The organism is Pseudomonas sp. Mb7 (genome assembly GCF_054790525.1).
Genome location: NZ_CP186501.1, coordinates 4,015,001 through 4,041,899, shown reverse-complemented (window position 1 = coordinate 4,041,899; position 26,899 = coordinate 4,015,001). Strand labels below are relative to the sequence as shown.

Sequence of the window (26,899 nt, the reverse complement as noted above, 5' to 3'; positions counted from 1 at the left end):
GGTCAGCTATGCCTTGTCGATGGTAATGGTCGCTCCTCGCCATCGGAAAAATCCGAATCCACGAAGTCGTCAAGTTCGCGCCGGACCCCCGTCCTCCATCTTTCGTTCATTTGCTCGTTAAACGCCGTGGTGTATCTGTCCAGGCGTTGCTGACTTTCCGGGTGAAGGGGGTTGTCGTCGAAGTTGTATTCGGTCACCGCGTCGCCGGGCTGTGAAGGAAACTCGCCTGGCAACTCGGTAATCGCGTTCCCGGACAAGTCCGCGCTCGTCAATCGAGGCAGCTCGAACAGACCGTCAGGCACCTTGCTCAAGGCGCAATTGCCGAGACGCAGATTGTCCAACTGCGGGAGATGCCTCAGGTCTGGAACAATGTTGAGCGGATTGTTGCTCAGGTCCACGGAACTCAGGTTTTTCCAGCCTGCGAAGGCCTCTGCAGCCGGTTCCGTCAGGGTGATTCCACAGTCGGGCAGATGCAGGCTGCGCAGCCTGTCCATAGCGAAGATCGGGGCGGGAATCTCGCCCAGCGGAAATTTGCGGATGTCGATGTCTTTGAGCTTGGGAAAAAGCTCCAGCAGACGATCAACCCGAGGCGGGGCGGACGCTTTGGTGGTCAGATTCAATTTTTCAATGTGGTCAAAGCGTGCGGTCAGCGGCGGCAGCTCACCGGTAAACGACAACTCGCAGTAAACCGCTGGATCTGTCAGGAACGTGGGCGTTAGGCGCAGTTCCTTTTCCAGGTTGAGCCTGAAGGTTTGGCGATTGAGTTTTTCCGTCGCTGCAGCGTCGTTCCCAAGTGGCATCTGCGTTACAGGATCGCTGGGAGGCTCATTTGCCCAGGTGCCCAGGCGGTCGAGCAGGCCGGTCAGCTCGGTTTTGCGGCGCATCAGCTCAAGACGTCCATCGGCCAGCGTACCCGGAAGGCTGTAGATAAGATCGTTGGCGTCGAAACCGGACAGCGATGGGTAAAGACTTTGAGCCAGTTCGATGTCGTCCTGTCGAGCGGAGATACCAAAGTTGTCGGCCTTGGCCTGGAAAGCGGCTTTGACTCGTTCTCTGGAAGCCTCTGACAGCGGGTTGCTGCCCAGTTCCATGCCGCGACCAGAATAACGCGTCAGTTCCGCCGGCAGTTCGATGATGTTGTTGTCGCTCAGCAACGCCACTTCCAGATGCGGCAGCTGTTCCAGCCCGGCAGGCACACTATCGATCCCGGTGTTGATCAGATCGATGAACGTCAGGTTTTGCAGGGCCGATACATCGGGCGTGGCCTGCAATGTGTTGCTGTACAAGTCCAGCGATTTCAATCGGGTCAGCGTGGACAGGATCGCTTGTCCTTCAGGATCCAGAGTGATCTGGCACTTGCTCAGCATCAACGTTTCGAGCGACGACAGGCTTTGAAGCGCTTGAGGTATGCGGCCGAGGCCGAAGCCCTGCAGTTCCAGTCCCTGCAATCCGCTGAAGCTTCTGAGAAAACCTCCGGAAACCTTCAGCCCTGGATTGCCCTGAAGATTGAGATGCGTGATGTGAGTGAAATCGGTGCTCAGCTCCGGTAACTCACCGGTAAACGCCGGCTTGGCATCGAAAGTGTTGAACCGTAGTGCTGAATTGTCGTTACGCCGGCCGCGCCAGAGTTGCTCAAGCTTGTCGCTGAATTCTTGTCTGGCGGCGAGTTCTGTGGCTTTTTCCTGAGCAGTCCATGGCAGTTCAGTCAACGGATTGTTGACCGGCAGACGCTCACGCCACGCGTTGAGATCACCCATCATTCGGGCGATTTCTGCCTCCCAACTGAGCAGTTGAGTCGTGCCGGCCAGCAATGTCCCGGGCAGGCGATAAATCATGTTGATGGCCGCGTTGTCACCCAGTCGCGGGAACAGTCTTTGCGCCATGGCAATGTCAGCCGATGCCGGTTTGACCCGGAAGTTGCGTCCCTGTGTGGCGTAGTAGCGCTTGATGCGCTCGCGAGCATTCAAGGACAGCGGATTATCGTTCAGATATACGCCGTCGGCCTGATCGGCACTCAAGCTGAAAAAAGTGTCCGGCAGCTCGGTGATGTTGTTGTTATTGAGATGGAGAATTTCAAGAGCCGGATGCTCGGCGATACCCTCGGGCACGCTGCTGATATCTGTATGGGCAAGTGAAACGCTCGTCAGGTTTGGCAAGGCGTTCAAATCAGGTGCGATTGTCAGCGGGTTGTGGCTCAGATCGAGCAACTGCAGTTTGGACATGGCACCGAGCAGTTGCTGCCCTTCAGGCGTGAATGTCAGCGCGCAGTCAGTCAGTTTGAGCTCTTTGAGATCCTTGAGGCGCCCGACGAATGAGGGGATGTCATCGAGCGCGAAGGCTTTCAGTTCCAGCGCCTGAAGATTCGGGAACAAGGCAGCAAATGAATCGATGCCTGTGGTCGTTGCATTGCCTGCAAGCTTGAGGCTTGTCACGTGATCGAAGTTCACAGTCAGGCGGGGCAGTTCGCCGAAGAACTTCAGGTCTGTCGCAAAAGACGCGGTGCGCGCGCCGGTGTCAATTGACCTTTCACGCCAGAAATCCTCCATGAGCTCCTTGAAGGCGGAACGCGCGTCTTGTTGCTCCAGACGCTCGCCTTCGCTAAGCACCTGACCTGTAACCGGGTGCGCTGATGGAGTTTCCAGTGCCCAGCGCGCCAGATCCTCGCGCATCTGTTGCAGCTCCGCTCTCCAGCGCACGAGTTGTTTTCGACCGCCGGCCAGGTCGCCAGGCAAGTCGTAGATCATCTCGCTGGCCTCTTGGGCGTTCAGACCGGGAAACAACTGCCGGGCGAGGGCAACGTCTTGCTCGTCAGCCAGTACGTCAAAGTCGTTTCGATGGCTGCGGAAGTAATTCTTGATCTGGTCGCGGGAGGCTGCCGATAGCGGGTTGTCGGCAAGGTCAATGGCGTCACTGCGATCGGCGGGAAGGTCGAACAGCGCGTCAGGCAGTTGCGTGATGCGGTTCCCCGCAAGCACCACGGTTCGAAAACCTGGATGGCTGGTCAATCCTTCAGGCACGACGGTCAGCCCGCAGTTGGACAGGTCGAGATCGTCCAGTTGGGGCAGCAGGTTCAGGTCGGGGAACGTCCCCAGCGGATTGTTACTCAAGTTCAGCGAGTCGAGGCTGTCGAGTGAAAGCAGCACAGCCTGATTTTCCGGGGTCATGACCACGCCACAATTTTTCAGCTCCAGGTCGGTCAGTCGAGGCAGTTTTACTTCGCCAAGCGCAAGCGGCTCCAGTTCGAAGCCGTTCATTTTCAGCTCGGCCAGGTTCGGGAAGCACTCGACGAAGCGCAGGGCGTTGGTGATATTGGCGTTGCCGTTGAGGTCCAGCCGGGTAACGTGCTCGAAACCGGCGCTGAGCGTCGGCATATCCCCCGTGAACGTTGCCGTTGCCCTGAGTACTTTGAGGCGGTAGTAGCCGGGCGGGCTGCGCCAGAGCTGCTCGATCTGTTGCGCAAAGGATCGCCTGGCGTCCAGTTCGCGGGTTTGTGCTTCAAGGGGCAGACGTTCGCCCGTCTCAGGGTCAAGGACGGCGGCCTGGTTGGTCCATTGATTGAATTCGAGATTCAGGGCGCCGAGTTCATCTTCCCAGCGCGACAACTGTGCACCGAATTCGGCCAACGGCCCGGGCAGTCGGTACAACACCTGTGTAGCTTTTTCAGCATCAAGGGCTGGGAACAAGGCGATCGTGCGCTGCAGATCTTCCTGCACAGGCCGTACACCGAAGTACTTTCCGGTGTGCTCGAAGAACACTTTCACCCGTTCGCGAGAGGCCGCACTCAACGGGTTGTCAGCAAAGGTGTAACCGTCGCTGAGGGAGCTGGGCAGGTTGAAAAACCTTTCCGGTATCCGGGTGATGCGGTTGCGATCGAATTGCGCCGAGATCAGGCGTGGATGATCCAGCAAATCGTCGGGCACCGTGTAAATACCGGTATTCGACAGATTGACGTAACGCAATGCAGGCATCGAGTGCAGGTCCGGCGGCAAGCCCAGCGCGTTGCCTTCCAGATCGAGCAGAGTGAGTTGCGGCATAGAGGCGAACACCGACTCGGTGACCGTTGTCAGGCTGACTCGGCAATCGCGTAATCTCAATTCGCGCAGCGAGCGCATCGAGGTCAGCGCTTGTGGCAGGCTTGGCAGGTTGAGGTTGCGCGCATCCAGAATCTGCAACTGACTGAAAGACTGCAAAAAGCGCTCGACCGAGGTGGTCATTGGGCTGCCATCAATGCCGAGCGAAGTGATATGACTGAAATCGCTCGAGAGGACGGGCAAGTCGCCGATGATGGCGTGCTTAAGCAGCACGGCGTGCCCGGCGGCGAAGCCCTGTTGATCGTAGTGCGTGACGTTCTCCCGTCGCCAGCTTTTGAGTAACTCGTCCCTGAGCAACCTGCGGTTCTGGATTTCGGCGCGCTTCTCCAGCGGCGTGAGCGCCATGCCGGTTTCGGGGTGAATGGCGGGCGGATTGTTGGCCCAGACATGCAGTTCGTTCTGCAATTGCAGGTAGTCATTTTGCAAGCGAAGTATCTCTGCGCGTGGGCCAGCGGGACTGCGTAGCATGCTTTCGGCGAGATAACCCACCTCATGGTTCGACATCCGCGGATAGAGCACCCGGATGTCTTCTTCGAGTGTGCGCGGTTGGGAACTGGGGCGCGGCGGACGTGGTGGCGCAGGGGGATAACCATCGGTCCCCAGCAGCCGCAGTGTGTCGACAGCCGACGGTTGGGTCGGCGTATCGCCGATCACCTGACGCAACTCGTTGCGCTCAAGCGTACGTTCGCGAATGGTCGCCTTCAGCGCCTGGCCCTGGCCAATCCGGATGTCGAGGTTCTGGCGCTCGCTGTCGGGTAATGCGTACAACAGGCTGGAATAGAAATCGCTGAACGAATGCAGCTGCTGCCCACGATCGTCGTAAGGTTGATATTGGCCATCGTCGCGGCGAACCAGAACCTTGTGTGCGGCTGCATCTTCACGGCCGATGGTGTCCAGTAACGGGCCCTCGTAGCGCCTGTCCCGGATCTCGATGCGTACATCGCCGCTCCAGCCTGGCAACAATTTGAGGCTGTGCAGCGCCAGAGAGTCGGAGTCGGAATTGCTCACCGAGTCCAGCTCCAGGCCTTCATAGGCGCGGGTAACGCGCACCTCCTGACTGGCCATCTGCATGAGTGCCTGCTGGCGTGCGGGCAATTGTCCTTCGCTGATCTGCAACAGTTCGCTGCCGGTCGCGGTATCGAGCAGTTCGCGGGTGATGCTGGCCGGCAGTTCGGGAGGGTGAGCCTTGAGTCGTGCCGCCAGCGGATCATCGAGGTGCTGAAGGGCCTGATAACGCGTCTCGAACAGCGCGCTCCTGTTGCGTTTGGCGAGATCGGCCACTTGCTTGCGCAGGTTCTGGCTGCGTACCTCGATGGACAGTGTCGGTCCCGCGAAGGGTTCGTTCAACAAGGCTTTGATCTGCGTCTCGTCGAGACTATAGAGCAGGGTTTTAAGCACGTCGTCACCGAGCAGGCTGTCCTGGCGCAGTTCGGTGACGGGCAGGCTTGCGTCCGCAGACGATTGCCACAGCTGCTGCCCTTGTCGATCGAGCAGACGCAGGCACTTATCGCTTGGCCAGCGCCCGTATTCGCTGAGCACCTGCAACTGTGTGACCGGATCAGCGCGCAAAAACTCTTCGGCGACATGGCTCTCGAGCTGATCGATGAAGCGTTGCAACTGCTGATCAATCTTGAAGCGCTGGATACTGTCGGCAAGCAAAGGCGGGACTTTTTCCTGATTGACATGCATTTTGCGCAACGCGTCTTCGCTGGTTCCGCTGATCCGCAAGACGGTTTCGCGCTCGTTCGGCGACAGGCTCTCGACGGAAGAACCGATACGGCGCAGAACCGTCTCGCCATCCCATTCCAGCGGTTGCTCGAGTTCAGTGTGCCAGGCGCCTTCGCCATTGTGGCGCACCACCGGTTGGTAAGCGTCGGGGCGGCTCGGGTGTTCAATGCGGTACTGCCCCGGCACCTGGCTTTCTTTTACTGCAAAGTGGGCATCCTCCAAGGGCAGCAGGCGCTTGCCCTGATGCGTGTGCAAACCCAGCGCATCGGGTTGCGAATCTGCCGTTGGAACCTGCGGGTGCTTGTAGCGTTCGAGATCCGGCTCCCAATAGCGGGTCTTGCCACTGGCCAGTTTTACCGGTTTGAAGCGGTCGATGAACGCCACGACTTCCTTGGGCAAAATCTTGCGGAACTCGGCCGCGCCAATCTTACCGCCCACGGCGAACAGGCCCAACTGGATCATCGATTCCACGGTGCCCATCAAGAGTTCCAAGGCTTCGGTCGTTCGCCCCTGCGCCCACTCGATGACGCCTTCGAACGCTTCATCGAGCATTTGATAGGCCATGTACGCCATCATGGCTTCACCCAGCACCGGCACGAACGGCGCAACGATCAGCGCGGCGGTCTGCACGATGGTGGAAATGATGTTGCTCACCGAGTCCCAGAAGGCCCAGCGCGCTTTTTGGTCGACCACCGCGGTGGGTACGGCGATCACCCTGGCGTCATTGAAGATCTTGTTCAGTTTCGCGTGATGGATGTGTTGCCAGAGATTGTCATGGAACGCGGTCAGCGTGGTTTGCAGATCCGGGCGCTCGACAGCGGTGTCGCGCCATGCGGGCAGCGAGCTGCCGGACTCGGGCGGGTGCCACATGATCTGGCTCAAGCGGCTATTGAGGGTGCTGAAGAAAACACCTCGATGTTCGTGGTTCACGAATCGGCTGAAAAACTGCTGGTAGTCTTTCGAGCGCAACTGGCGGGTCAGTTCAGCGACCAGGTCGTAGGTCGAGGCGTATTCCTTGAAAGGGTGCTCGGGATCATCGGGGACATAAGCCACCACCCTTGCCGGGTCTCGCGAGGCGTACAGGTCTGGGGCAAACACGACGATACCGGTCAGCGGTGCGCACAGCATCCCCATGTCATGGCACAACACCGCTGCCCCGCTGATGTACAGGCCTTTCATGCCGTCGAGCACGGCATCGATCAAGCGAAAATAGCTTTCCGACACATCGCGGTTCATCCGCGCCCACTGCAGGGCGGCTTTCATCGCGGCTTTCTGGCTGTCATCGATTTTGTTGCGCAGCACGGTGGCCACCATCGGATCGGTATAGCCGAGGTTGTCTTTGAGATGGGCCTTGTATCGCGCGCCGATGTCCAGTCTTCGGCACAATCGGGTGAAAGCGGCGATGCTCATTTTCGCCTTGATCGCCGGCAGGGGACTGAACTGGCCGCTGACGGTGGGACGAGTGACGAAGGTCGAGTCAGCTTCGAAGGCATCGTCACGGGTTTCCGATTCCTCGAAGTTGTGCAGCGCGGCCTCCAGTAACGACACGGTCCAGGCGCGCGTGCCGGTGCGGATCGGAAACCACGGAGTGGTTGCGGGGATGTACAGGCGCACGAAGGTGTTGCGCACATCCAGGTCCAGGCCGAACCAGTTTTTCAGTTCTTGCTGGAGCAAGGGCTCGGCAAAGGTGCTGGCGTCCTGCAAGTGCTCCAGGCTTTGATCGACCTTGCTTTGCGCGGCCCATTGCGTGGCGTTGAGGCTATTCATCTGCTGATGTTGCTCGGCAGGTGCCGACTGGAGAGTGAGGGACAGGCGCGGCAGGCTGTTCGTGAGTGCCAGGCGGCGAGTCGGTGTCGCGGCGCCGAGCCAATCGGGCAAGGCATTTTTCAGCGGCAGGTAATGATCGTCTGGATGCAGCGCGTTGTTCGTGGCGGTCGAGGCTGTCGGAGGGTGTCGCTGAGTCAGGTGCATGGGCCATTCCTTGGCGTTGAAAAGAACGCGCAGCAAATCAGCAACCGGCCACCCTTGTGCGGTACATATTTATATCTTTGTCGCAGGGTTGAGTTGGTATTCTCTGCAGCCTGCCGCAAATCGACGGTGCCAGTTAAACTGCGCCTTTGCGACGCTATATGTCGCATTGCCGTAAACCCGGGAAAATCCGGGGTTTGCGCTATAAGAAGTTGTCGCTTGGCGACAAGGCCGGGCTGAAAACTGTCCTTACAATCCTCACCAAGCTCGCCAGTTTCAGGCGAGTGTTCCTCTTCAGGAGACTCCGATGTCCGTTGAGCACGCTGCGGTACAACGCGCCGATTTCGACCAGGTAATGGTTCCCAACTACGCGCCTGCCGCTTTCATTCCGGTGCGTGGCGCCGGTTCCCGCGTCTGGGATCAGGCCGGCCGCGAGCTGATCGACTTCGCCGGCGGGATTGCCGTTAACGTATTGGGCCATGCGCACCCGGCGCTGGTCGGTGCACTGACCGAACAGGCGAACAAGCTGTGGCACGTGTCCAACGTGTTCACCAACGAACCAGCCCTGCGCCTGGCGCACAAGCTGATCGATGCCACGTTCGCCGAGCGCGTGTTCTTCTGCAACTCGGGCGCTGAAGCCAACGAGGCCGCGTTCAAGCTGGCCCGTCGCGTTGCGTTCGACCGTTTCGGCACTGAGAAGTACGAAATCATTGCGGCGCTGAACAGCTTCCACGGTCGTACCCTGTTCACCGTCAACGTCGGTGGCCAGTCGAAGTACTCCGACGGTTTCGGCCCGAAAATCACCGGCATCACCCACGTGCCTTACAACGACCTGGCCGCGCTGAAAGCTGCGGTTTCCGACAAGACCTGCGCGGTCGTGCTGGAACCGATTCAGGGCGAGGGCGGCGTACTGCCGGCCGAACTGGCTTACCTGCAAGGTGCCCGCGAACTGTGCGACGCGAACAACGCGCTGCTGGTGTTCGACGAAGTGCAGACCGGCATGGGCCGCAGCGGCAAGCTGTTCGCTTACCAGCATTACGGCGTGACCCCGGACATCCTGACCAGCGCCAAGAGCCTGGGCGGCGGTTTCCCGATTGCGGCGATGCTGACCACCGAAGCGCTGGCCAAACATCTGGTCGTCGGCACTCACGGCACCACCTACGGCGGCAACCCGCTGGCGTGTGCGGTCGCTGAAGCGGTGATCGATGTGATCAACACCCCTGAAGTGCTGAACGGCGTGAACGCCAAGCACGACAAGTTCAAGGCGCGCCTTGAGCAGATCGGCGAGAAATACGGCCTGTTCACTCAGGTGCGTGGCCTCGGCCTGCTGATCGGTTGCGTGCTGAGCGATGCCTGGAAAGGCAAGGCCAAAGACATCTTCAACGCCGCTGAAAAAGAAGGCCTGATGATTCTGCAAGCCGGCCCGGACGTGATTCGTTTTGCCCCGAGCCTGGTGGTGGAAGACGCTGATATCGATGCCGGTCTGGATCGTTTCGAGCGCGCGGCTGCTGCACTGACGCAAGCCTGATAGACCCTTCGGCGCCTGGAGTTTTCAGGCGTCGATCAAAATTTTATGCCGGACCAGATCAACTGTAGGAGTGAGCCTGCTCGCGATTGCGGTGTGTCAGTCAACTCATTGGTTTCTGACAGACCGCAATCGCGAGCAGGCTCACTCCTACATTGATCTCCATGTAGGCCCGGTTATTTTTTTTCTGTGAATTTATAAGAGAAAGGAGTGACACCATGCTGGTGATGCGCCCCGCGCAAATGGCTGATCTGGGCGAGGTACAGCGTCTGGCTGCGGACAGCCCGATTGGTGTCACTTCCTTGCCGGATGACGTGGAACGTCTGAGCGACAAGATTGCCGCGAGCGAAGCCTCGTTTGCTGCCGAAGTGAGCTTCAACGGTGAGGAAAGCTATTTCTTCGTCCTCGAAGACACCGCCACCGGCAAGCTGGTCGGCTGCTCGGCGATTGTTGCTTCGGCCGGTTACTCGGAGCCGTTCTACAGCTTCCGCAACGAGACGTTCGTGCATGCCTCCCGTGAGCTGAAGATCCACAACAAGATCCACGTGCTTTCGCAGTGCCACGACCTGACCGGCAACAGCTTGCTGACCAGTTTCTACGTGCAGCGCGAGCTGGTCGGTTCGCCGTGGTCCGAGCTCAACTCCCGTGGCCGTCTGCTGTTTGTCGCCAGTCACCCGGAGCGTTTCGCCGATTCGGTGGTGACCGAGATCGTCGGTTACAGCGATGAGAACGGCGACTCGCCATTCTGGGATGCCATTGGTCGCAACTTCTTCGACCTCAATTACGCTGAAGCCGAGCGTCTGTGCGGGCTGAAAAGCCGTACGTTCCTCGCCGAGCTTATGCCGCATTACCCGATCTACGTACCGCTGCTGCCGGATTCCGCCCAAGAGGCGATGGGCCAGGTGCACCCGCGTGCGCAGATCACCTTCGACATCCTGATGCGCGAAGGCTTCGAGACCGATCACTACATCGACATTTTCGACGGTGGTCCGACCCTGCATGCACGTGTGTCGGGGATCCGTTCGATCGCTCAGAGCCGCGTGGTGCCGGTGAAGATCGGCGAGCCGGTGAAAGGTGCCGGGCGTCAGTATCTGGTGGCTAACGCGCAGCTGCAGGATTACCGCGCGGTGTTGCTGGAGCTGGATTACGCGCCGGGCAAACCGGTGACTCTGGATCTGGAAGCGGCCGAAGCCCTGGGCGTCGGTGAAGGTGCCAGCGTGCGCCTGGTGGCGGTTTAACGCCTTAGCGAGTTTCACGGGTGGCGAAGGCGGCCCGTTTGAGGAGATAGCATGATTGTTCGTCCCGTACGCAGCAGCGATTTATCCGCTCTGATCGACCTGGCCCGCAGCACCGGCACCGGCCTGACCACATTGCCGGCCAACGAAGAACGTCTGGCCCACCGGGTCGGCTGGGCCGAGAAGACCTTTCGCGGCGAAGCTGGCCGTGGCGACGCGGACTACCTGTTCGTGCTCGAAGACGACGATGGCCGCGTGGTAGGGATTTCCGCCATTGCTGGCGCCGTTGGTCTGCGTGAGCCGTGGTACAACTTCCGTGTCGGTCTGACCGTCAGCGCTTCGCAAGAGCTGAACATCTACCGCGAGATCCCGACGCTGTTTCTGGCGAACGATCTGACCGGCAATTCCGAGCTGTGCTCGCTGTTCCTGCACGCCGATTACCGCAACGGTCTGAACGGTCGCATGCTGTCGAAGGCGCGCATGCTGTTCATCGCGGAATACCCTGAATTGTTCGGCAACAAGATCATCGCCGAAATGCGCGGTGTGTCCGATGACGCCGGCCGTTCACCGTTCTGGGAAAGTCTCGGTCGTCACTTCTTCAAGATGGAATTCAGCCAGGCCGATTACCTGACCGGTGTCGGCAACAAGGCGTTCATTGCTGAGCTGATGCCGAAATTCCCGCTGTACACCTGCTTCCTCTCCGAAGGCGCACGTAACGTCATCGGTCAGGTGCACCCGGACACTGAGCCGGCATTGGCGATGCTCAAGAGCGAAGGTTTCAGCTACCAGGGTTACGTCGACATCTTCGACGCAGGTCCGGCCATTGAATGCGAAACCGGCAAGATCCGCGCGGTACGTGACAGTGAAGCGCTGGTGCTCGCTGTTGGCACACCGGGCGAAGACGCCACGCCGTTCATCATCCATAACCGCAAACGCGAAGACTGCCGCATCACCGCTGCGCCGGCGCGTCTGGCTGCCGGCACCCTGGTGGTCGATCCGCAGACCGCCAAACGTCTTCAACTCAACGCTGGCGATCAAGTGCGCGCCGTGGCGTTGTCCGCTGCACGGGAGTCGAAATAATGAATTCGCTATACATCGCAGGTGAGTGGCTGGCCGGTCAGGGCGAAGCCTTTCAATCGCTGAACCCGGTGACCCAGCAAGTGCTGTGGTCGGGGGAGGGGGCTACGGCTGCGCAGGTTGAGTCGGCTGTGCAAGCTGCGCGTCAGGCGTTTCCGGGTTGGGCACGTCGCACGCTGGACGAGCGCATCACTGTGCTTGAGGCTTTTGCCGCGTCGTTGAAAAGCCACGCTGACGAACTGGCTCGCACCATTGGTGAAGAGACCGGCAAACCACTGTGGGAATCGGCGACCGAAGTGACCAGCATGGTCAACAAAATTGCCATCTCGGTGCAGAGCTACCGTGAACGTACCGGCGAGAAGAGCGGCCCGTTGGGCGACGCCACCGCCGTATTGCGCCACAAACCACACGGCGTGGTCGCAGTGTTCGGTCCTTACAATTTCCCAGGGCACTTGCCGAACGGCCATATCGTTCCGGCGCTGCTGGCCGGCAACAGCGTGCTGTTCAAACCCAGCGAACTGACCCCGAAAGTCGCCGAGCTGACGGTCAAGTGCTGGATCGAGGCCGGTCTGCCGGCGGGCGTTTTGAACCTGTTGCAAGGTGCGCGCGAAACCGGCATTGCGCTGGCGGCGAACCCGGGCATCGACGGCCTGTTCTTCACCGGTTCGAGCCGCACAGGCAACCATCTGCACCAGCAGTTTGCCGGGCGTCCGGACAAGATTCTGGCGCTGGAAATGGGCGGTAATAATCCGCTAGTGGTTGATCAGGTCGCGGATCTGGATGCGGCGGTTTACACGATCATTCAGTCGGCATTCATCTCTGCCGGCCAGCGTTGCACCTGTGCACGCCGTCTGCTGGTGCCGCAAGGCGCGTGGGGCGACAGCCTGCTCAAGCGTCTTGTGGAAGTCAGTGCGAGCATTGAGGTCGGTGCATTCGATCAGCAACCAGCCCCATTCATGGGCTCGGTGATTTCCCTCGGCGCGGCGAAAGCGCTGATGGATGCTCAAGAACATCTGTTGGCCAACGGCGCCGTGTCGCTGCTGGAAATGACTCAGCCGCAGGCCCAAGCCGCGCTGCTGACCCCGGGAATCGTCGATGTCACCGCAGTTGCCGATCGCCCGGACGAAGAGCTGTTCGGCCCGTTGCTGCAAGTAATCCGCTACACCGATTTCGAAGCGGCGATCGCTGAAGCCAACGACACTGCTTACGGCCTGGCCGCAGGTCTGTTGTCGGATTCTGAAGCGCGTTATCAGCAGTTCTGGGTGGAAAGCCGCGCCGGTATCGTCAACTGGAACAAACAACTGACCGGTGCTGCGAGCAGCGCGCCGTTCGGTGGTGTCGGCGCTTCGGGCAACCACCGCGCCAGCGCCTATTACGCGGCGGATTACTGCGCGTACCCGGTGGCCTCGCTGGAAACCCCAAGCCTGGTGTTGCCTGCTGCCCTGACGCCCGGCGTGAAGATGGCGTGATGCCCATTCGCGAGCAGGCTCGCTCCCACAGGTTCAGTGGTGTTCACACATATTGTGTTCAACATAAATCCTGTGGGAGCGAGCCTGCTCGCGAAGGCCGCGCCTCGGTCTAAAAGAATAGTTACTGAAGCCTATAACAACAGATTCTCGTGGAGCCTCGCTGATGAAATCCTATGAAGTCAATTTTGACGGTCTAGTGGGGCCGACCCATAACTACGGCGGTCTGTCCTACGGTAACGTTGCCTCCCAGAGCAACAGCCAGCAGTCTTCGAACCCGAAGGAAGCGGCCTTGCAAGGTCTGGCGAAGATGAAAGCGCTGATGGAAATGGGCTTTCAGCAGGGCGTGCTGGCGCCACAGGAACGTCCGGACGTGGCCGCCCTGCGCCGTCTGGGCTTCAGCGGCACCGACGCGCAAGTGATCGAGCGCGCCGCCAAAGAGGCGATGCCGCTGCTGGTCGCCAGCTGCTCCGCGTCGAGCATGTGGGTGGCTAACGCCGCGACTGTCAGCCCGAGTGCCGACACCGCAGACGGTCGCGTGCATTTCACCGCCGCCAACCTCAACTGCAAATACCACCGCAGCATCGAGCACCCGACCACCAGCCGTGTGCTCGGCGCGATGTTCGCCAATCAGCAGCACTTCGCGCATCACGCGGCATTGCCAGCGGTAGCGCAATTCGGTGACGAAGGCGCGGCCAACCACACGCGTTTCTGTCGAGAGTATGGCGAGGCGGGCGTCGAGTTTTTCGTGTTCGGCCGCAGTGCGTTCGACAACCGTTTCCCGGCGCCACAGAAATACCCGGCGCGCCAGACCCTCGAAGCCTCGCAAGCGGTCGCGCGTCTGCACGGTCTGCGAGACGAAGGCGTGGTTTACGCGCAGCAGAACCCGAACGTGATCGATCAGGGCGTGTTCCACAACGACGTGATCGCCGTCGGTAACGGTGAAGTGTTGTTCTATCACGAAGATGCATTCCTCGAGACCGATCAGATGCTCGCCGAACTGCAAAGCAAGCTCGCCAAAGTCGGCGGCAACTTCCAGTCCGTGTGTGTGCCGCGTTCGGCAGTCACCGTGGATGATGCGGTGCGTTCCTACCTGTTCAACAGCCAGTTGCTCTCGCGTCCTGACGGCTCGATGCTGCTGATCGTGCCGCAAGAGTGCCAGGCCAACGAGCGCGTCTGGGCTTATCTGCAAAGCCTGACCAGCTCCGGCGGTCTGATTCGCGAAGTGAAAGTCTTCGATCTCAAGCAAAGCATGCAGAACGGTGGTGGCCCGGCGTGCCTGCGACTGCGCGTCGCGCTTAACGAAACCGAACTGGCGGCGGTCAACCCAGGGGTTATCATGACGCCACCGTTGTACGGTTCGTTGACCGCATGGGTTGAAAAGCACTACCGCGACCGCCTGAGCGAAACCGATCTGGCGGATCCGCAATTGCTGCTTGAATGCCGGACGGCACTGGATGAACTGACGCAAATCCTTAAACTGGGCGCGGTTTATCCATTCCAGATCAATTGATGGCCGGCGCGTCGCCAGAACGCGGCGCGCGGCTTGTCTCCCGAAGAGAGTAAAAACATGAGCGATTCCCTGCAGTTGATCCTTGAAGACACCGACGGCACGCAACTGCAAACCTCGTGCACCCGCGTCGCGGTCATGTGGCAAGGCAAAGAGCTGTGGATCCAGCAGGACGGCCGTGGCCAACTGCTAATTGGCGTGGACGTTGAAGAAGGTGACGCCGAGTACGCCAACCTGCTGCTGCGCCCATTGGCGACTAATCTGGTAAGTCTGCAACTGGAAATGGAACCGGCTGACGTCGGCGACGACGAAGACCACGTGCACGGCCCGGATTGCAACCACGATCACTAAGGAAACCGCTCTATGCTCGCCCTCGGCAAACTGCTTGAACTGACCCTCGCCGGCCGTGAACCGGCGGAGAAGACTCAACTGACTGTCGAAGGCGTGCGTATGCGCTGGTTGAGCGAAGGTGCGCTGGAAGTCCGGCCACCGCAAGCGCGCGACAATGGCCTGGACCTGCTGCTGTCGGCAGGCATCCACGGCAACGAGACAGCGCCGATCGAGTTGCTTGATCGGCTGCTGCACGATATCGCTCGCGGTGACCTGAAGCCGCGCGCACGCATTCTGTTCCTGTTCGGCAACCCGGAAGCGATTCGCAAGGGCGAGCGTTTCGTCGAGCAGGACGTCAATCGGCTGTTCAACGGCCGTCATGAACAAAGCAGTGGCAGCGAAGCGCTGCGTGCCTGTGAGCTGGAACGTCTGGCGGCGAGTTTCTTCAGCCTGCCGGATCGCCAGCGTCTGCACTACGACCTGCACACGGCGATTCGAGGCTCGAAGATCGAGCAATTCGCGTTGTATCCGTGGAAGGAAGGTCGCCAGCATTCGCGTCTGGAGCTGGCACGTCTGCGTGCTGCCGGGATGGAAGCGGTGCTGTTGCAGAACAAACCGTCGATCGTCTTCAGCTCGTACACCTACGACAAGCTCGGTGCCGAGGCTTTCACGCTGGAACTGGGCAAGGCGCGGCCGTTCGGGCAGAACGACGGGGTCAATGTCTCGCTATTGGAGACTCGTCTGCAGCAGATCATCGAAGGCACTGAGCCGGAAATGGCTGAAGCGCAGCTGGACGGTTTGCAGCTGTTCAGCGTCGCCCGGGAAATCATCAAGCACAGCGATGCATTCCGCCTGAACCTGCCGCAGGACATCGAAAACTTTTCAGAGTTGGAAGTGGGTTACGTGCTGGCCGAGGATTTGGCCAATACCCGTTGGGTGATTGAGGAGGAGGGAGCACGCATCATCTTTCCCAATCCCAAGGTCAAGAACGGCTTGCGCGCGGGCATCCTGATCGTGCCGGCCACCGACGAAAACCTCGCCTGACAGCGATCTCTAAACCGGCACAAACCCAATGTGGGAGCGAGCCTGCTCGCGAAAGCGGTCTATCAGTCAACTTATCATCGACTGGCAGTTCCTCTTCGCGAGCAGGCTCGCTCCCACATTTGATTTGAGTGAGGTCAAAACCTCACTCGGCGTCAGACCGCTACAGCATGCGGCTCGGTGCGGCGCAGTGCGCGAACCTTGCGCAACGTATCGGCGCAAGTCCGCGCCGCTTCCTGGCCCTTGTGTACAAAGTGCTCAAAGAAGAACTTCTGATGCTCGTCACCGGCATGGAAGTGATGCGGCGTCAGGGACACCGAGAACACCGGCACTTCAGTTTCCAGCTGCACTTGCATCAGGCCGCTGACCACCGACTGAGCGACGAACTCGTGACGGTAGATGCCGCCGTCCACGACCAGGGCTGCGGCGACGATGCCGGCATAACGACCGGTTCTGGCCAGCAACTTGGCGTGCAGAGGCATTTCAAAAGCGCCGCCGACTTCGAAGATGTCGATGTCCGATTCCTGATAACCCAAGGCAAGCATTTCGGCGACGAAGCCTTTACGGCTCTGGTCGACGATTTCCTTGTGCCAGCAGGCCTGAATGAACGCGACGCGCTCGCCGTGAGGGTGTTTGCTTTTGCTGTCGATAGCGGTGGGTTGCATGTTCTGACTCCTGTTTGTGTGAAAAACAGGGCGTTATGAATCGAAAGGGATTCAAGGGTGCGCACACGCACAACATCGCGCGGACGGCCCTTTGGCGTTAATCCCGTTCTCTCTTCATCCGGACTATGACCGTCGGCCCCGGAATCACACCGGGTCTGCTGACCTTGCCACCGCGCACAACCCAAGCTGTGTTCGTCGCCAAGCGCTCGCGGGCTATGCGCATTGCGCGCAATTACCGCCGGTGGGGAATTGCACCCCGCCCTGAGAACGTTTTTGCCGCCCTTTATCGGGCGGCGCAGCGTTTTTAACACAGATTGTGGCTGTGTGCATTGCGCCTTTCTGATGATTGCCATCGAATTTTCTGGCGGTTCGAAACGACTTTTCCTTGCGCAAGGGTTGATTAATCCGAGCGATGACCGCAGTAATTCAACTTCGTAAAGGGATTTCCCCTGCTGATTAGAGGCCAGGTTCATGAGCGTTATCGATCTTCGCAGCGACACCGTCACCCAACCGACTCCCGCCATGCTCGATGCGATGACCGCAGCGGACACCGGTGATGACGTTTACGGCGAAGATCCGACGGTCAATCGTCTCGAGGCCGAACTGGCCAAGCGATTGGGTTTTGCTGCCGCATTGTTCGTACCGACGGGCACCATGAGCAATCTGTTGGGGTTGATGGCGCACTGTGAGCGCGGCGACGAATACATCGTTGGCCAGCAGGCGCACACCTACAAATATGAGGGCGGTGGCGCGGCGGTGCTGGGCTCGATCCAGCCGCAGCCGCTGGAAGTGCAGGCCGACGGTTCGCTGGATCTGGATCAGGTCGCGGCGGCGATCAAGCCTGACGACTTCCATTTCGCCCGGACTCGTTTGCTGGCGCTGGAAAACACCATGCAAGGCAAAGTCCTGCCGCTGGAGTATCTGGCCCGCGCCCGCCGCTTCACTCAGGACAAAGGCTTGCAACTGCACCTCGACGGCGCGCGCCTTTACAACGCGGCAATCAAGCTGGGCGTCGATGCTCGGGAAATCACTCGGTACTTTGATTCGGTGTCGGTGTGCCTGTCCAAAGGCCTTGGCGCGCCGGTGGGCTCAGTGCTATGTGGCTCTGAGCAATTGATCGGCAAGGCTCGTCGCTTGCGCAAAATGGTTGGCGGCGGCATGCGTCAGGCCGGGCTGCTGGCAGCGGCGGGGCTGTATGCGCTGGACCACAATGTTGATCGTCTGGCAGACGACCATGCCAACGCACAGTTACTGGCCGAGGGCTTGAGTGAAGCAGGTTTCATCGTCGAACCGGTGCAAACCAACATGGTTTATGTGCAAATGGGTGAAAAAGCTGAAGCGATCAAGGCCTTTGCCGCCGAACGCGGGATCAAGTTGAGCGCTGCCGCACGTCTGCGCATGGTCACGCACATGGACGTCAAACGCTCGCAAATCGAGCAAGTGATCGCGACATTCGTCGAGTTTTCGCGCAAGTGATAGCGTTAGCCGTCCAATTGACCGTTTCTATCGTATAAACACGCTGTACCCCGCGCGCAGGGCCGATATAATGCGGCCCTTTGCCGTCGCTTCGTCTGTTGACGTTTCGAACAGGCCTTTGGCCGCAGCCTCCGTGGAAGAACCTAATGAAAAGCGCAGAAATCCGTGAAGCCTTCCTTCGCTTCTTCGAAGAGCAAGGCCACACCCGTGTAGCCTCCAGCTCTTTGATTCCGGGCAACGACCCGACCCTGCTGTTCACTAACGCGGGGATGAACCAGTTCAAGGACTGCTTCCTGGGCCAGGAAAAACGTGCGTACACCCGCGCGACCAGCAGCCAGAAATGCGTGCGTGCCGGTGGCAAGAACAGCGACCTGGAAAACGTCGGTTATACCGCTCGTCACCACACATTCTTCGAAATGCTCGGTAACTTCAGCTTCGGCGACTATTTCAAGCACGACGCGATTACCTTTGCCTGGACCTTCCTGACCGGCGTTCTGAAACTGCCGAAGGAAAAACTCTGGGTCACTGTCTACGCCTCCGACGACGAAGCGTATGACATCTGGACCAAAGAAATCGGTGTGCCGGTCGAGCGCATGATCCGCATCGGCGACAACAAAGGCGCGCCTTACGCCTCCGACAACTTCTGGACCATGGGCGATACCGGCCCGTGCGGCCCATGCACCGAGATTTTCTACGATCACGGCGACCACATCTGGGGCGGCCCACCGGGCTCGCCGGAAGAAGACGGCGACCGTTACATCGAGATCTGGAACAACGTGTTCATGCAGTTCAACCGCACCGCCGATGGCGTGTTGCATCCGTTGCCAGCGCCGTCGGTCGATACCGGCATGGGCCTGGAGCGGATCAGTGCGGTGATGCAGCACGTCAATTCCAACTACGACATTGACCTGTTCAAGAACCTGCTGAAGGCCTCCGCTGAAGCCATCGGTTGCGAAAATGGCGACCAGTCTTCGCTCAAGGTTGTTTCCGACCACATCCGTTCGTGCGGCTTCCTGATCGCCGACGGCGTGCTGCCGTCCAACGAAGGTCGCGGTTATGTACTGCGCCGGATCATCCGTCGCGCTTGCCGTCACGGTAACAAATTGGGCGCCACCGGCAGCTTCTTCTACAAGATCGTCGCGGCGCTGGTCGCCGAGATGGGCGAAGCGTTCCCGGAACTGAAGAAGCAGCAGAGCAACATCGAACGTGTGCTCAAGGCTGAAGAAGAGCAGTTCTCCAAAACGCTGGAGCACGGCCTGAAGATCCTCGAGCAGGATCTGCTGGAACTCAAAGGCACCGTGGTGCCGGGCGACGTGGTGTTCAAACTCTACGACACCTACGGTTTCCCGATGGACCTGACCGCCGACATCGCCCGCGAGCGCAGCCTGACTGTCGACGAAGCCGGTTTCGAACGTGAGATGGAAGCCCAGCGTGTTCGCGCGCGTTCGGCCAGCTCCTTCGGTTTGGACTACAACACCCTGGTCAAGGTTGATGTCGCCACCGAATTCACCGGTTACAAAGACACCAGCGGTTCGGCAAAAATTGTCGCTATCTATAAAGATGGTCAGTCGGTCGACGTCTTGAATGAAGGCGAAGAGGCGGTGATCGTTCTGAATCAGACGCCGTTCTACGCTGAATCCGGCGGCCAGATCGGCGACTGCGGTTTCCTGCAGGCAGGTAACGCGCGTTTCGACGTACGTGACACCACCAAGACCGGTGGCGCCTTTCTGCACCACGGCGTGCTGGACTCGGGCAGCCTGACCATTGGCGCGCCAGTGGAAACCCACGTCGATGCCGAAGTGCGTCACGCTACCTCGCTGAACCACTCGGCCACGCACTTGCTGCACGCTGCATTGCGTCAGGTCTTGGGCGAGCACGTTCAGCAGAAAGGTTCGTTGGTGGATAGCCAGCGTCTGCGTTTCGACTTCAGCCACTTTGAAGCGATCAAGCCGGAACAGATCAAAGCGCTGGAAGACATCGTCAACGCGGAGATCCGTAAGAACTCCGCGGTTGAAACCGAAGAAACCGACATCGAAACCGCGAAGAACAAAGGCGCCATGGCGCTGTTCGGCGAGAAGTATGGCGACAACGTGCGCGTGCTGAGCATGGGCGGCGATTTCTCCGTCGAACTGTGTGGCGGTATCCACGCCAACCGTACCGGCGATATCGGTCTGCTGAAAATCATCAGCGAAGGCGGTGTGGCATCAGGCGTGCGTCGTATCGAGGCAGTCACCGGTGCTGCAGCACTGGCTTACTTGAACGCGGCAGAAGAACAACTCAAGGAAGCGGCCAGCCTGGTCAAGGGCAGCCGCGACAACCTGATCGACAAGCTGTCGGCTGTGCTGGAGCGCAACCGCCAACTGGAGAAACAGCTGGAGCAGTTACAGGCCAAGGCTGCCAGTGCCGCGGGCGACGATCTGTCGAACTCGGCAGTGGACGTCAAGGGTGTGAAGGTTCTGGCCGCACGTCTGGATGGTCAGGACGGCAAGGCGCTGCTGGCGCTGGTTGATCAGCTGAAAAACAAACTCGGCCGCGCAGTGATCCTGCTCGGCAGTGTCCATGAGGAAAAGGTCGTACTGGTTGCAGGCGTAACCAAGGACCTGACTGGCCAACTCAAAGCCGGTGATTTGATGAAGCAGGCTGCTGCGGCAGTGGGCGGGAAGGGCGGTGGTCGTCCGGACATGGCGCAGGGCGGCGGTGTCGACGCCGGCGCACTGGATGGTGCTTTGGCGCTGACCGTTCCATTCGTCGAGCAGGGTTTATAAGGCAGTCCGCCCGGCCCGCAGTCTAGTGGCGGGTCCGGCGGCTGTTCGAGTGATTATTGGGCGCCCTTCATGGGCAGAGGCGGCTTTGAAATGGCTTTGATCGTACAGAAGTTTGGAGGCACCTCGGTCGGTACCGTCGAGAGAATCGAGCAGGTCGCCGACAAGGTTAAGAAATTCCGCGATGCCGGCGATGACCTGGTGGTTGTGCTGTCTGCAATGAGCGGCGAAACCAACCGTCTGATCGATCTGGCCAAGCAAATCAGTGGCGACACTCAACCGGTTCCGCGTGAGCTGGACGTGATTGTTTCCACCGGCGAGCAGGTGACGATTGCCCTGCTGGCCATGGCGCTGATCAAGCGCGGTGTGCCGGCGGTGTCGTACACCGGTAATCAGGTGCGGATCCTGACCGACAGTGCGCACAATAAAGCGCGTATCTTGCAGATTGATGACCAGAAGATTCGCGGTGATCTGAAAGCAGGTCGCGTGGTGGTTGTCGCCGGTTTCCAGGGCGTCGACGAGCACGGCAACATCACCACCCTCGGTCGTGGCGGTTCCGACACTACCGGCGTGGCACTGGCTGCCGCGTTGAAGGCTGACGAGTGCCAGATCTACACCGACGTTGATGGTGTCTACACCACCGACCCGCGCGTTGTGCCGGTCGCTCAGCGTCTGGACAAGATTACCTTTGAAGAGATGCTGGAAATGGCCAGCCTCGGTTCTAAGGTGTTGCAGATCCGTGCGGTGGAATTCGCCGGCAAGTACAACGTTCCGCTGCGCGTACTGCACAGCTTCAAGGAGGGTCCGGGCACCCTCATTACTATTGATGAAGAGGAAACCATGGAACAGCCGATCATTTCCGGCATCGCTTTCAACCGCGATGAAGCCAAGCTGACCATCCGTGGTGTGCCAGACACCCCGGGCGTGGCGTTCAAGATTCTCGGCCCGATCAGTGCCGCGAACATCGAAGTCGACATGATCGTGCAGAACGTCGCGCACGATAACACCACCGACTTCACCTTCACCGTGCACCGCAACGACTACCAGGCCGCACAGACCGTGCTGGAAAACACCGCTCGCGAGATCGGTGCCCGTGAAGTGGTTGGCGACACCAAGATTGCCAAGGTCTCGATCGTCGGCGTCGGCATGCGTTCCCACGCAGGCGTGGCCAGCCGCATGTTCGAATCCCTGGCGAAAGAAAGCATCAACATCCAGATGATCTCGACCTCGGAAATCAAGGTTTCCGTGGTGATTGAAGAGAAGTACCTGGAACTGGCCGTGCGCGCCCTGCACACGGCTTTCGAACTGGATGCTCCGGCCCGTCAGGGCGAGTAATTCCGTTTCTTGAAGGGCGCGGTCTGACCGCGCCCTTTATTTTTTGAATGGCGCGAGCCCTGAACTGTTCTTTTGCTCGCGCTGGTCAATACTCAGGCATGTAGGGCTACGATCGCTCCGGTTGTAGGTCGGGTGCCTTTTTTTTGCAGACTGTTGTCCCTGAAATGAATTGCGTGAGGAGAAAGGTATGCTGATTCTGACTCGTCGGTGCGCAGAAAGCCTGATTATCGGTGATGGCGAAATCACCGTGACCGTGCTCGGCGTTAAAGGAAACCAAGTGCGTATCGGCGTCAACGCCCCGAAAGAGGTTGCCGTGCACCGTGAGGAAATTTACCTGCGTATAAAGAAAGAGAAGGACGAAGAACCAAGCCATTAATTTTTATCGATTTTTATGTTTGCAAACGGGGAAAAGGTTGGTTAAGATACGCCCCGTGTTGCGGAGAGCTGGCCGAGTGGCCGAAGGCGCTCCCCTGCTAAGGGAGTACACCTCAAAAGGGTGTCGGGGGTTCGAATCCCCCGTTCTCCGCCATTATTTGCTTAGTACGTTGTAATCTGGCTTTTTCTGTAAGTTGTTGAAATTAATAGAAAAAGTGGTTGGAATAGAGATTAGACGGGCTATAATGCGGCGCAACAAATGCACTCGTAGCTCAGCTGGATAGAGTACTCGGCTACGAACCGAGCGGTCACAGGTTCGAATCCTGTCGAGTGCACCATTTAAGAGTCAGTTACAGCAATGTAAATGACTTGGCTTCAACCAGGTGTGATCTGGTCTAACAAACACAAATGCACTCGTAGCTCAGCTGGATAGAGTACTCGGCTACGAACCGAGCGGTCACAGGTTCGAATCCTGTCGAGTGCACCATTTAAGAGTTAGTTGCAGCAATGTGAATAACTTGGTTTCAGCCAGTTGTGGTCTGGTCTAAAAACACAAATGCACTCGTAGCTCAGCTGGATAGAGTACTCGGCTACGAACCGAGCGGTCACAGGTTCGAATCCTGTCGAGTGCACCATATACCAAAAAGCCCGCGTTTAACGCGGGCTTTTTGCTGTCCGGGATTTGGCTTTTGCTTTCACGCATCCTCGCTCGTCAAAATCAATTTGAGCCGAACGTCCTCGCTTGAGGTCGTATCGATAGCTCGTCGTCGATGTTCGGATATTTACCTTGTGCGGTTTACCTAGCGCGCTCTCGACATCTTGTTGGCTCATGCCGGCAATGACACGGCGATTGATGATCGCTTCGCGACGTTGCCTGGCGTCGATCAGGTTTCCGCATCTGTCTTCAGCGTGACCAACAATCCCCAGTGCTCGAGTTTTTGTTGTCATCCCGGATATTTCTTCATGGTTGTGTTCCGGCATCACCGCCACGACTGATCCGGGGGAATAGGGGTGGACTTCCTGTGCTGAGCGCTGCTCGCCGTGCGCACAGCTCATCGAGGTGAAGGTGATGCTGCCATCATCGGCTTCGCAACGATGGAGGGTAAGGGCGGCCCCGGTGGGCGGCAGGCAGAGCAGACAGGTGAGCACAAGGTGGGATGGTTTCAATGGCATTCGGCGTCCTCCATGACGATCTACGCTCAAGAGTAGTCGCTACATTTTTAAGCGCCGGTGTGTTTTCTTTTCAGGATGAGTCGTCGCATTTGCAGGGATCAGGACAGTGCTCAGGTTTGTTTCGCAAGCGCTTGTTTCGACCGCGATTTTTTAACGTTTTAAACCGTCAGGCGGTGTATCATTGCGCCCGTCAGCCCCGCCGGGGCTTATGGAAAACCTCCATGGACTTACCCAGTAGTTACTCAGTAAATAGTTTCACCAATCATGAATTGACTGATTGATCCTTCCGGCGTGCCCCGCTGCTGGGAGTGGAGTTCGCCTATGTCTGAAATCGAAGTAAAGAAAACACAAGAAAGCCTGCAGGATCGCCTGGCTCAGGTCGTCGAACTGCTGCAGCGTCAGCGGGTCGTGGAAGACCTGACTCACCGCCAGGAAGGCGCGCATCACGATCGCGTCGAAAATCTGGTTCACCGACAAAATCTCGTCGAGCTGCAACGCAAGCTTGATGATCTGCACTCTGCCGACGTCGCCTACATCCTTGAAGCCTTGCCGCTGGACGATCGTCTGACGCTCTGGCAATTGGTCAAGGCTGATCGCGACGGCGACATTCTTCTCGAAGTATCCGACTCCGTTCGTGAAACGCTGATCGCCGACATGGACGATCACGAGCTCTTGGCTGCGGCCAAGGACATGGACGCCGACGAACTTGCTGACCTGGCTTCCGAGCTGCCGCGAGACGTCGTCCATGAGCTGATGGAGAGTCTGGATAACCAGCAACGTGAACGCGTACGGTCGGCCCTGTCATACGACGACGAGCAGGTCGGTGCGTTGATGGACTTCGAGATGGTCACCATCCGTGAGGATGTCAGTCTCGAAGTGGTTCTGCGTTATCTGCGTCGACTCGAAGAGCTCCCCGGCCACACCGACAAGCTGTTTGTGGTCGATTACGACGGCGTGCTCAAGGGTGTGTTGCCGATCAAGCGTCTGCTGGTCAACGATCCGGAGAAACAGGTTGCCGAGGTGATGGCCAGCGATCCGGTGAGTTTCCATCCGGACGAAGATGCTTACGACGCCGCTCAGGCGTTCGAGCGTTACGACTTGATCTCGGCCCCTGTAGTCGACAAGAACGGCAAGTTGATCGGCCGTCTGACGATCGACGAAATGGTCGACCTGATTCGTGAAGAAAGCGAGAGCGAAGTTCTCAACATGGCCGGTTTGCGTGAAGAGGAAGACATCTTCGCCTCCGTCTGGAAGTCTTTACGCAACCGTTGGGCATGGCTGGCGGTCAACCTGATCACTGCGTTTGTCGCCTCTCGAGTGATCGGTCTGTTCGAAGGCTCGATCGAGAAGCTGGTAGCGCTCGCAGCGCTGATGCCGATCGTGGCGGGTATCGGCGGCAATTCCGGTAACCAGACGATCACCATGATTGTTCGCGCCATGGCGCTCGACCAAGTCAGCACTGGCAATACCTCGCGTCTGATGCGCAAGGAGTTGGCGGTGGGCTTGATTAACGGCTTGGTCTGGGGCGGTGTGATCGGCGTCGTTGCTTATCTGCTCTACGGCAGTTGGTCGTTGGGCGTGGTAATGACGGCAGCGATGACGCTGAATCTATTGCTGGCTGCGTTGATGGGGGTGTTGATCCCTATGACCCTGGCGAAGATGGGGCGAGATCCGGCGATGGGGGCGAGCGTGATGATCACTGCGATGACGGACAGCGGTGGTTTCTTCATCTTCCTCGGGCTGGCGACAATCTTCCTGCTCTGATCGGTATTAGCGAAACAGCCCGCCAATTGGCGGGCTTTTTTGTGGCTGCGAAATCTCAAATGCCGCGCAAAAAAAAGCCAGCAATTAAGCTGGCTTGAGATGTTCGGTATGGCTCAGGACGCGTCTGCTGCCATTTCGGCGTCATGGGCAATCAAGGACACCAAAGCGTTTTGCTGACGATGAGACAGCTGGCGGAAACGTTGCAACAGCTCGCGCTCGTGCAACGACAGTTCCGGGCTGTCCAGGCGCATGCTCAGCTCTTCGCCCAGTGCACCTTCCTGAATAAGACTCTGCTCAAGGCGCGCAATGATCTCGGAGTTCATGCTGCGATGATGATTGCGAGCCACCTCGGCAATGCGTTCACGCATTCCGTCTGGCAGACGTACGACGAACTTGTCAGCCGTACGGCTGGAATAAATTGCCTGTTTCAATGGGCGCATATATTTAACCGGTTAGTTCAGGGGAGCGGTTCTCGGGATTGGCCGCAGGATGTGTGGTAGGACAAGCATCCGCGCCAAATGGTTCAACCTGAATTGTTAAGAGGCCCGCATCATGCCTCAAAATTGCCAGATCATTGGCGTCAATTCTGTGACAAATATTGAGCTGGGTAAAGGCGTAATGCCAGCACCAATTATCAGAAATGCGGACTGGTTAGAAATCTTCACCTCTGTCCGCATCCTTGTCCGCTTCCTGCTGCACATCAATTGATGTCCGATAGCATCAGAACGTGCATGCTATGCGGGTTCTGCATCCTTGTTCCTTACCTGTACAGGATAGTGGCAAATTGCCGATTTACTAGTGGCATACACCTGCTGGAGGGCGTTTTCAGGATGGATGGCAAGCTAATTTACTTGATGGGGCCGTCCGGGTCAGGCAAGGACAGTTTGATCGAGGCTGCGCGAGCCCCCTTACGTGCATTGAACTGTGAAGTGATGCGTCGGGTGATCACGCGATCTGCCGAATCGGTGGGGGAGGATGCTGTTGGGGTGACACCGGATGAGTTTGAGCAGCGTGAGCGCGCCGGCGAATTTTCATTGGCCTGGCGTGCCAATGGTCTCGCCTACGGGATTCCAGTGGAAATGGATCAATGGCTGAATGCCGGACGGCATGTATTGGTCAATGGTTCCCGGGCCAATCTGCGTCAAGCAATGGAGCGCTATCCCGCGCTGCTGCCAGTTTTGCTGACAGTTCGGGGTGAGGTGTTGCGAGAGCGTCTGCTCAAGCGCGGTCGAGAAACGCTTGAGCAAATTGACGCAAGACTGGATCGCAATATGTTGTTCAAGGATAGGCGGTCAAGTGATGAGCCGGTAAATGTCATTGATAATTCCGGGGAGCTGGCGGAGGCCGTCAGTGATCTTTTGCGTCTGATCAGGCTCAG

Annotated in this window: 18 protein-coding genes, 4 tRNA genes and 1 riboswitch (2 of these 23 cut by a window edge); of the genes, 17 read left to right on the top strand and 5 right to left on the bottom strand. The window is 58.6% G+C overall.

Annotated elements, in window-relative coordinates; genetic code table 11:
- Positions 1-2: 2 nt before the first annotated feature.
- Complete coding sequence (locus ACOYXH_RS18180) at positions 3-7,790, bottom strand: dermonecrotic toxin domain-containing protein (protein WP_460409856.1); 7,788 nt, start codon at positions 7,788-7,790, stop codon at positions 3-5.
- A 304-nt stretch (positions 7,791-8,094) separates the two neighbouring features.
- Here ACOYXH_RS18180 and ACOYXH_RS18175 point away from each other — a divergent pair, with 304 nt between their 5' ends.
- The 7 genes from ACOYXH_RS18175 to astE all read left to right on the top strand — a co-directional run bounded on the left by ACOYXH_RS18175 (position 8,095) and on the right by astE (position 15,974).
- Positions 8,095-9,315, top strand: coding sequence for an aspartate aminotransferase family protein (locus ACOYXH_RS18175; protein WP_008077923.1), 1,221 nt, complete (start codon positions 8,095-8,097; stop codon positions 9,313-9,315).
- A gap of 215 nt (positions 9,316-9,530) precedes the next feature.
- Positions 9,531-10,550 carry an arginine/ornithine succinyltransferase subunit alpha gene (aruF, locus tag ACOYXH_RS18170; protein ID WP_007951057.1) on the top strand — a complete coding sequence of 340 codons (1,020 nt, stop codon included), beginning with the start codon at positions 9,531-9,533 and terminating at the stop codon, positions 10,548-10,550.
- 51 nt (positions 10,551-10,601) lie between these two features.
- Positions 10,602-11,627, top strand: coding sequence for an arginine N-succinyltransferase (gene astA / locus ACOYXH_RS18165; protein WP_095048121.1), 1,026 nt, complete (start codon positions 10,602-10,604; stop codon positions 11,625-11,627).
- Complete coding sequence (gene astD / locus ACOYXH_RS18160) at positions 11,624-13,093, top strand: succinylglutamate-semialdehyde dehydrogenase (RefSeq protein WP_460410885.1); 1,470 nt, start codon at positions 11,624-11,626, stop codon at positions 13,091-13,093. Before astA ends, astD begins: the two co-directional genes overlap by 4 nt.
- A gap of 163 nt (positions 13,094-13,256) precedes the next feature.
- Complete coding sequence (astB, locus tag ACOYXH_RS18155; protein WP_095048119.1) at positions 13,257-14,603, top strand: N-succinylarginine dihydrolase; 1,347 nt, start codon at positions 13,257-13,259, stop codon at positions 14,601-14,603.
- A gap of 57 nt (positions 14,604-14,660) precedes the next feature.
- The gene (locus ACOYXH_RS18150) at positions 14,661-14,951 is read left to right on the top strand and encodes a hypothetical protein (RefSeq protein ID WP_016983958.1); all 291 of its coding nucleotides are present in this window, start codon (positions 14,661-14,663) and stop codon (positions 14,949-14,951) included.
- 12 nt (positions 14,952-14,963) lie between these two features.
- Complete coding sequence (gene astE / locus ACOYXH_RS18145) at positions 14,964-15,974, top strand: succinylglutamate desuccinylase (RefSeq protein ID WP_320413375.1); 1,011 nt, start codon at positions 14,964-14,966, stop codon at positions 15,972-15,974.
- Positions 15,975-16,126: 152 nt separating this feature from the next.
- Here the strand turns inward: astE and ACOYXH_RS18140 are convergent, their stop codons facing one another.
- The gene (locus tag ACOYXH_RS18140; protein WP_095048117.1) at positions 16,127-16,636 is read right to left on the bottom strand and encodes a 6,7-dimethyl-8-ribityllumazine synthase; all 510 of its coding nucleotides are present in this window, start codon (positions 16,634-16,636) and stop codon (positions 16,127-16,129) included.
- 101 nt (positions 16,637-16,737) lie between these two features.
- A riboswitch (FMN riboswitch) is annotated at positions 16,738-16,909 on the bottom strand.
- 198 nt (positions 16,910-17,107) lie between these two features.
- Between ACOYXH_RS18140 and ltaE the strand changes: the two genes are divergently transcribed.
- The 8 genes from ltaE to ACOYXH_RS18100 all read left to right on the top strand — a co-directional run bounded on the left by ltaE (position 17,108) and on the right by ACOYXH_RS18100 (position 23,219).
- On the top strand, positions 17,108-18,112 hold the full coding sequence (ltaE, locus tag ACOYXH_RS18135) for a low-specificity L-threonine aldolase (RefSeq protein ID WP_258708689.1): 1,005 nt from the start codon (positions 17,108-17,110) through the stop codon (positions 18,110-18,112).
- 146 nt (positions 18,113-18,258) lie between these two features.
- Positions 18,259-20,877: an alanine--tRNA ligase gene (alaS, locus tag ACOYXH_RS18130; RefSeq protein WP_095048115.1), complete on the top strand. Its 2,619-nt coding sequence runs from the start codon at positions 18,259-18,261 to the stop codon at positions 20,875-20,877.
- Between the two features lie 90 nt (positions 20,878-20,967).
- Positions 20,968-22,209, top strand: coding sequence for an aspartate kinase (locus tag ACOYXH_RS18125; protein WP_007919332.1), 1,242 nt, complete (start codon positions 20,968-20,970; stop codon positions 22,207-22,209).
- A 187-nt stretch (positions 22,210-22,396) separates the two neighbouring features.
- On the top strand, positions 22,397-22,585 hold the full coding sequence (csrA, locus tag ACOYXH_RS18120) for a carbon storage regulator CsrA (RefSeq protein WP_002554426.1): 189 nt from the start codon (positions 22,397-22,399) through the stop codon (positions 22,583-22,585).
- A 62-nt stretch (positions 22,586-22,647) separates the two neighbouring features.
- A tRNA-Ser gene (locus ACOYXH_RS18115) sits at positions 22,648-22,738 on the top strand.
- A 107-nt stretch (positions 22,739-22,845) separates the two neighbouring features.
- A tRNA-Arg gene (locus tag ACOYXH_RS18110) sits at positions 22,846-22,922 on the top strand.
- Between the two features lie 72 nt (positions 22,923-22,994).
- Positions 22,995-23,071: transfer RNA gene (locus tag ACOYXH_RS18105), tRNA-Arg, on the top strand.
- A gap of 71 nt (positions 23,072-23,142) precedes the next feature.
- Positions 23,143-23,219, top strand: a tRNA-Arg gene (locus ACOYXH_RS18100).
- A gap of 19 nt (positions 23,220-23,238) precedes the next feature.
- Here the strand turns inward: ACOYXH_RS18100 and ACOYXH_RS18095 are convergent.
- The gene (locus ACOYXH_RS18095; protein WP_095048114.1) at positions 23,239-23,757 is read right to left on the bottom strand and encodes a cell envelope protein SmpA; all 519 of its coding nucleotides are present in this window, start codon (positions 23,755-23,757) and stop codon (positions 23,239-23,241) included.
- A gap of 321 nt (positions 23,758-24,078) precedes the next feature.
- Between ACOYXH_RS18095 and mgtE the strand changes: the two genes are divergently transcribed.
- On the top strand, positions 24,079-25,521 hold the full coding sequence (gene mgtE / locus ACOYXH_RS18090) for a magnesium transporter (RefSeq protein WP_460413250.1): 1,443 nt from the start codon (positions 24,079-24,081) through the stop codon (positions 25,519-25,521).
- 113 nt (positions 25,522-25,634) lie between these two features.
- Here the strand turns inward: mgtE and ACOYXH_RS18085 are convergent, their stop codons facing one another.
- Positions 25,635-25,961, bottom strand: coding sequence for an Arc family DNA-binding protein (locus ACOYXH_RS18085; protein ID WP_003178899.1), 327 nt, complete (start codon positions 25,959-25,961; stop codon positions 25,635-25,637).
- Positions 25,962-26,351: 390 nt separating this feature from the next.
- On the opposite strand from ACOYXH_RS18085, the gene phnN reads away from it, so the two are divergent.
- On the top strand, positions 26,352-26,899 hold the 5' portion of the coding sequence (gene phnN / locus ACOYXH_RS18080; RefSeq protein WP_095048112.1) for a phosphonate metabolism protein/1,5-bisphosphokinase (PRPP-forming) PhnN. It continues 22 nt past the right edge of the window; only the first 548 of its 570 coding nucleotides appear in the window; the start codon lies at positions 26,352-26,354; its stop codon lies beyond the right edge, outside the window.
- Positions 26,896-26,899, bottom strand: the end of a protein-coding gene (locus ACOYXH_RS18075; RefSeq protein ID WP_095048111.1) for a PA3371 family protein. It continues 176 nt past the right edge of the window; 4 of the gene's 180 nt are visible here — the last part of the coding sequence; the start codon falls outside the window, past its right edge — the gene reads right to left on this strand; it ends in the stop codon at positions 26,896-26,898. The two genes, phnN and ACOYXH_RS18075, sit on opposite strands and share 26 nt — an antisense overlap.

Bases quoted from the DNA above. Each gene is read 5' to 3' on its own strand.
- astB (WP_095048119.1), top strand. From the start codon at position 13,257: ATGAAATCCTATGAAGTCAATTTTGACGGTCTAGTGGGGCCGACCCAT.
- ACOYXH_RS18140 (WP_095048117.1), bottom strand. From the start codon at position 16,636: ATGCAACCCACCGCTATCGACAGCAAAAGCAAACACCCTCACGGCGAG.
- mgtE (WP_460413250.1), top strand. From the start codon at position 24,079: ATGTCTGAAATCGAAGTAAAGAAAACACAAGAAAGCCTGCAGGATCGC.
- astA (WP_095048121.1), top strand. From the start codon at position 10,602: ATGATTGTTCGTCCCGTACGCAGCAGCGATTTATCCGCTCTGATCGAC.
- ACOYXH_RS18175 (WP_008077923.1), top strand. From the start codon at position 8,095: ATGTCCGTTGAGCACGCTGCGGTACAACGCGCCGATTTCGACCAGGTA.
- aruF (WP_007951057.1), top strand. From the start codon at position 9,531: ATGCTGGTGATGCGCCCCGCGCAAATGGCTGATCTGGGCGAGGTACAG.
- ACOYXH_RS18180 (WP_460409856.1), bottom strand. From the start codon at position 7,790: ATGCACCTGACTCAGCGACACCCTCCGACAGCCTCGACCGCCACGAAC.
- ACOYXH_RS18095 (WP_095048114.1), bottom strand. From the start codon at position 23,757: ATGCCATTGAAACCATCCCACCTTGTGCTCACCTGTCTGCTCTGCCTG.
- alaS (WP_095048115.1), top strand. From the start codon at position 18,259: ATGAAAAGCGCAGAAATCCGTGAAGCCTTCCTTCGCTTCTTCGAAGAG.
- csrA (WP_002554426.1), top strand. From the start codon at position 22,397: ATGCTGATTCTGACTCGTCGGTGCGCAGAAAGCCTGATTATCGGTGAT.
- ACOYXH_RS18125 (WP_007919332.1), top strand. From the start codon at position 20,968: ATGGCTTTGATCGTACAGAAGTTTGGAGGCACCTCGGTCGGTACCGTC.
- astE (WP_320413375.1), top strand. From the start codon at position 14,964: ATGCTCGCCCTCGGCAAACTGCTTGAACTGACCCTCGCCGGCCGTGAA.
- ACOYXH_RS18150 (WP_016983958.1), top strand. From the start codon at position 14,661: ATGAGCGATTCCCTGCAGTTGATCCTTGAAGACACCGACGGCACGCAA.
- ACOYXH_RS18085 (WP_003178899.1), bottom strand. From the start codon at position 25,961: ATGCGCCCATTGAAACAGGCAATTTATTCCAGCCGTACGGCTGACAAG.
- ltaE (WP_258708689.1), top strand. From the start codon at position 17,108: ATGAGCGTTATCGATCTTCGCAGCGACACCGTCACCCAACCGACTCCC.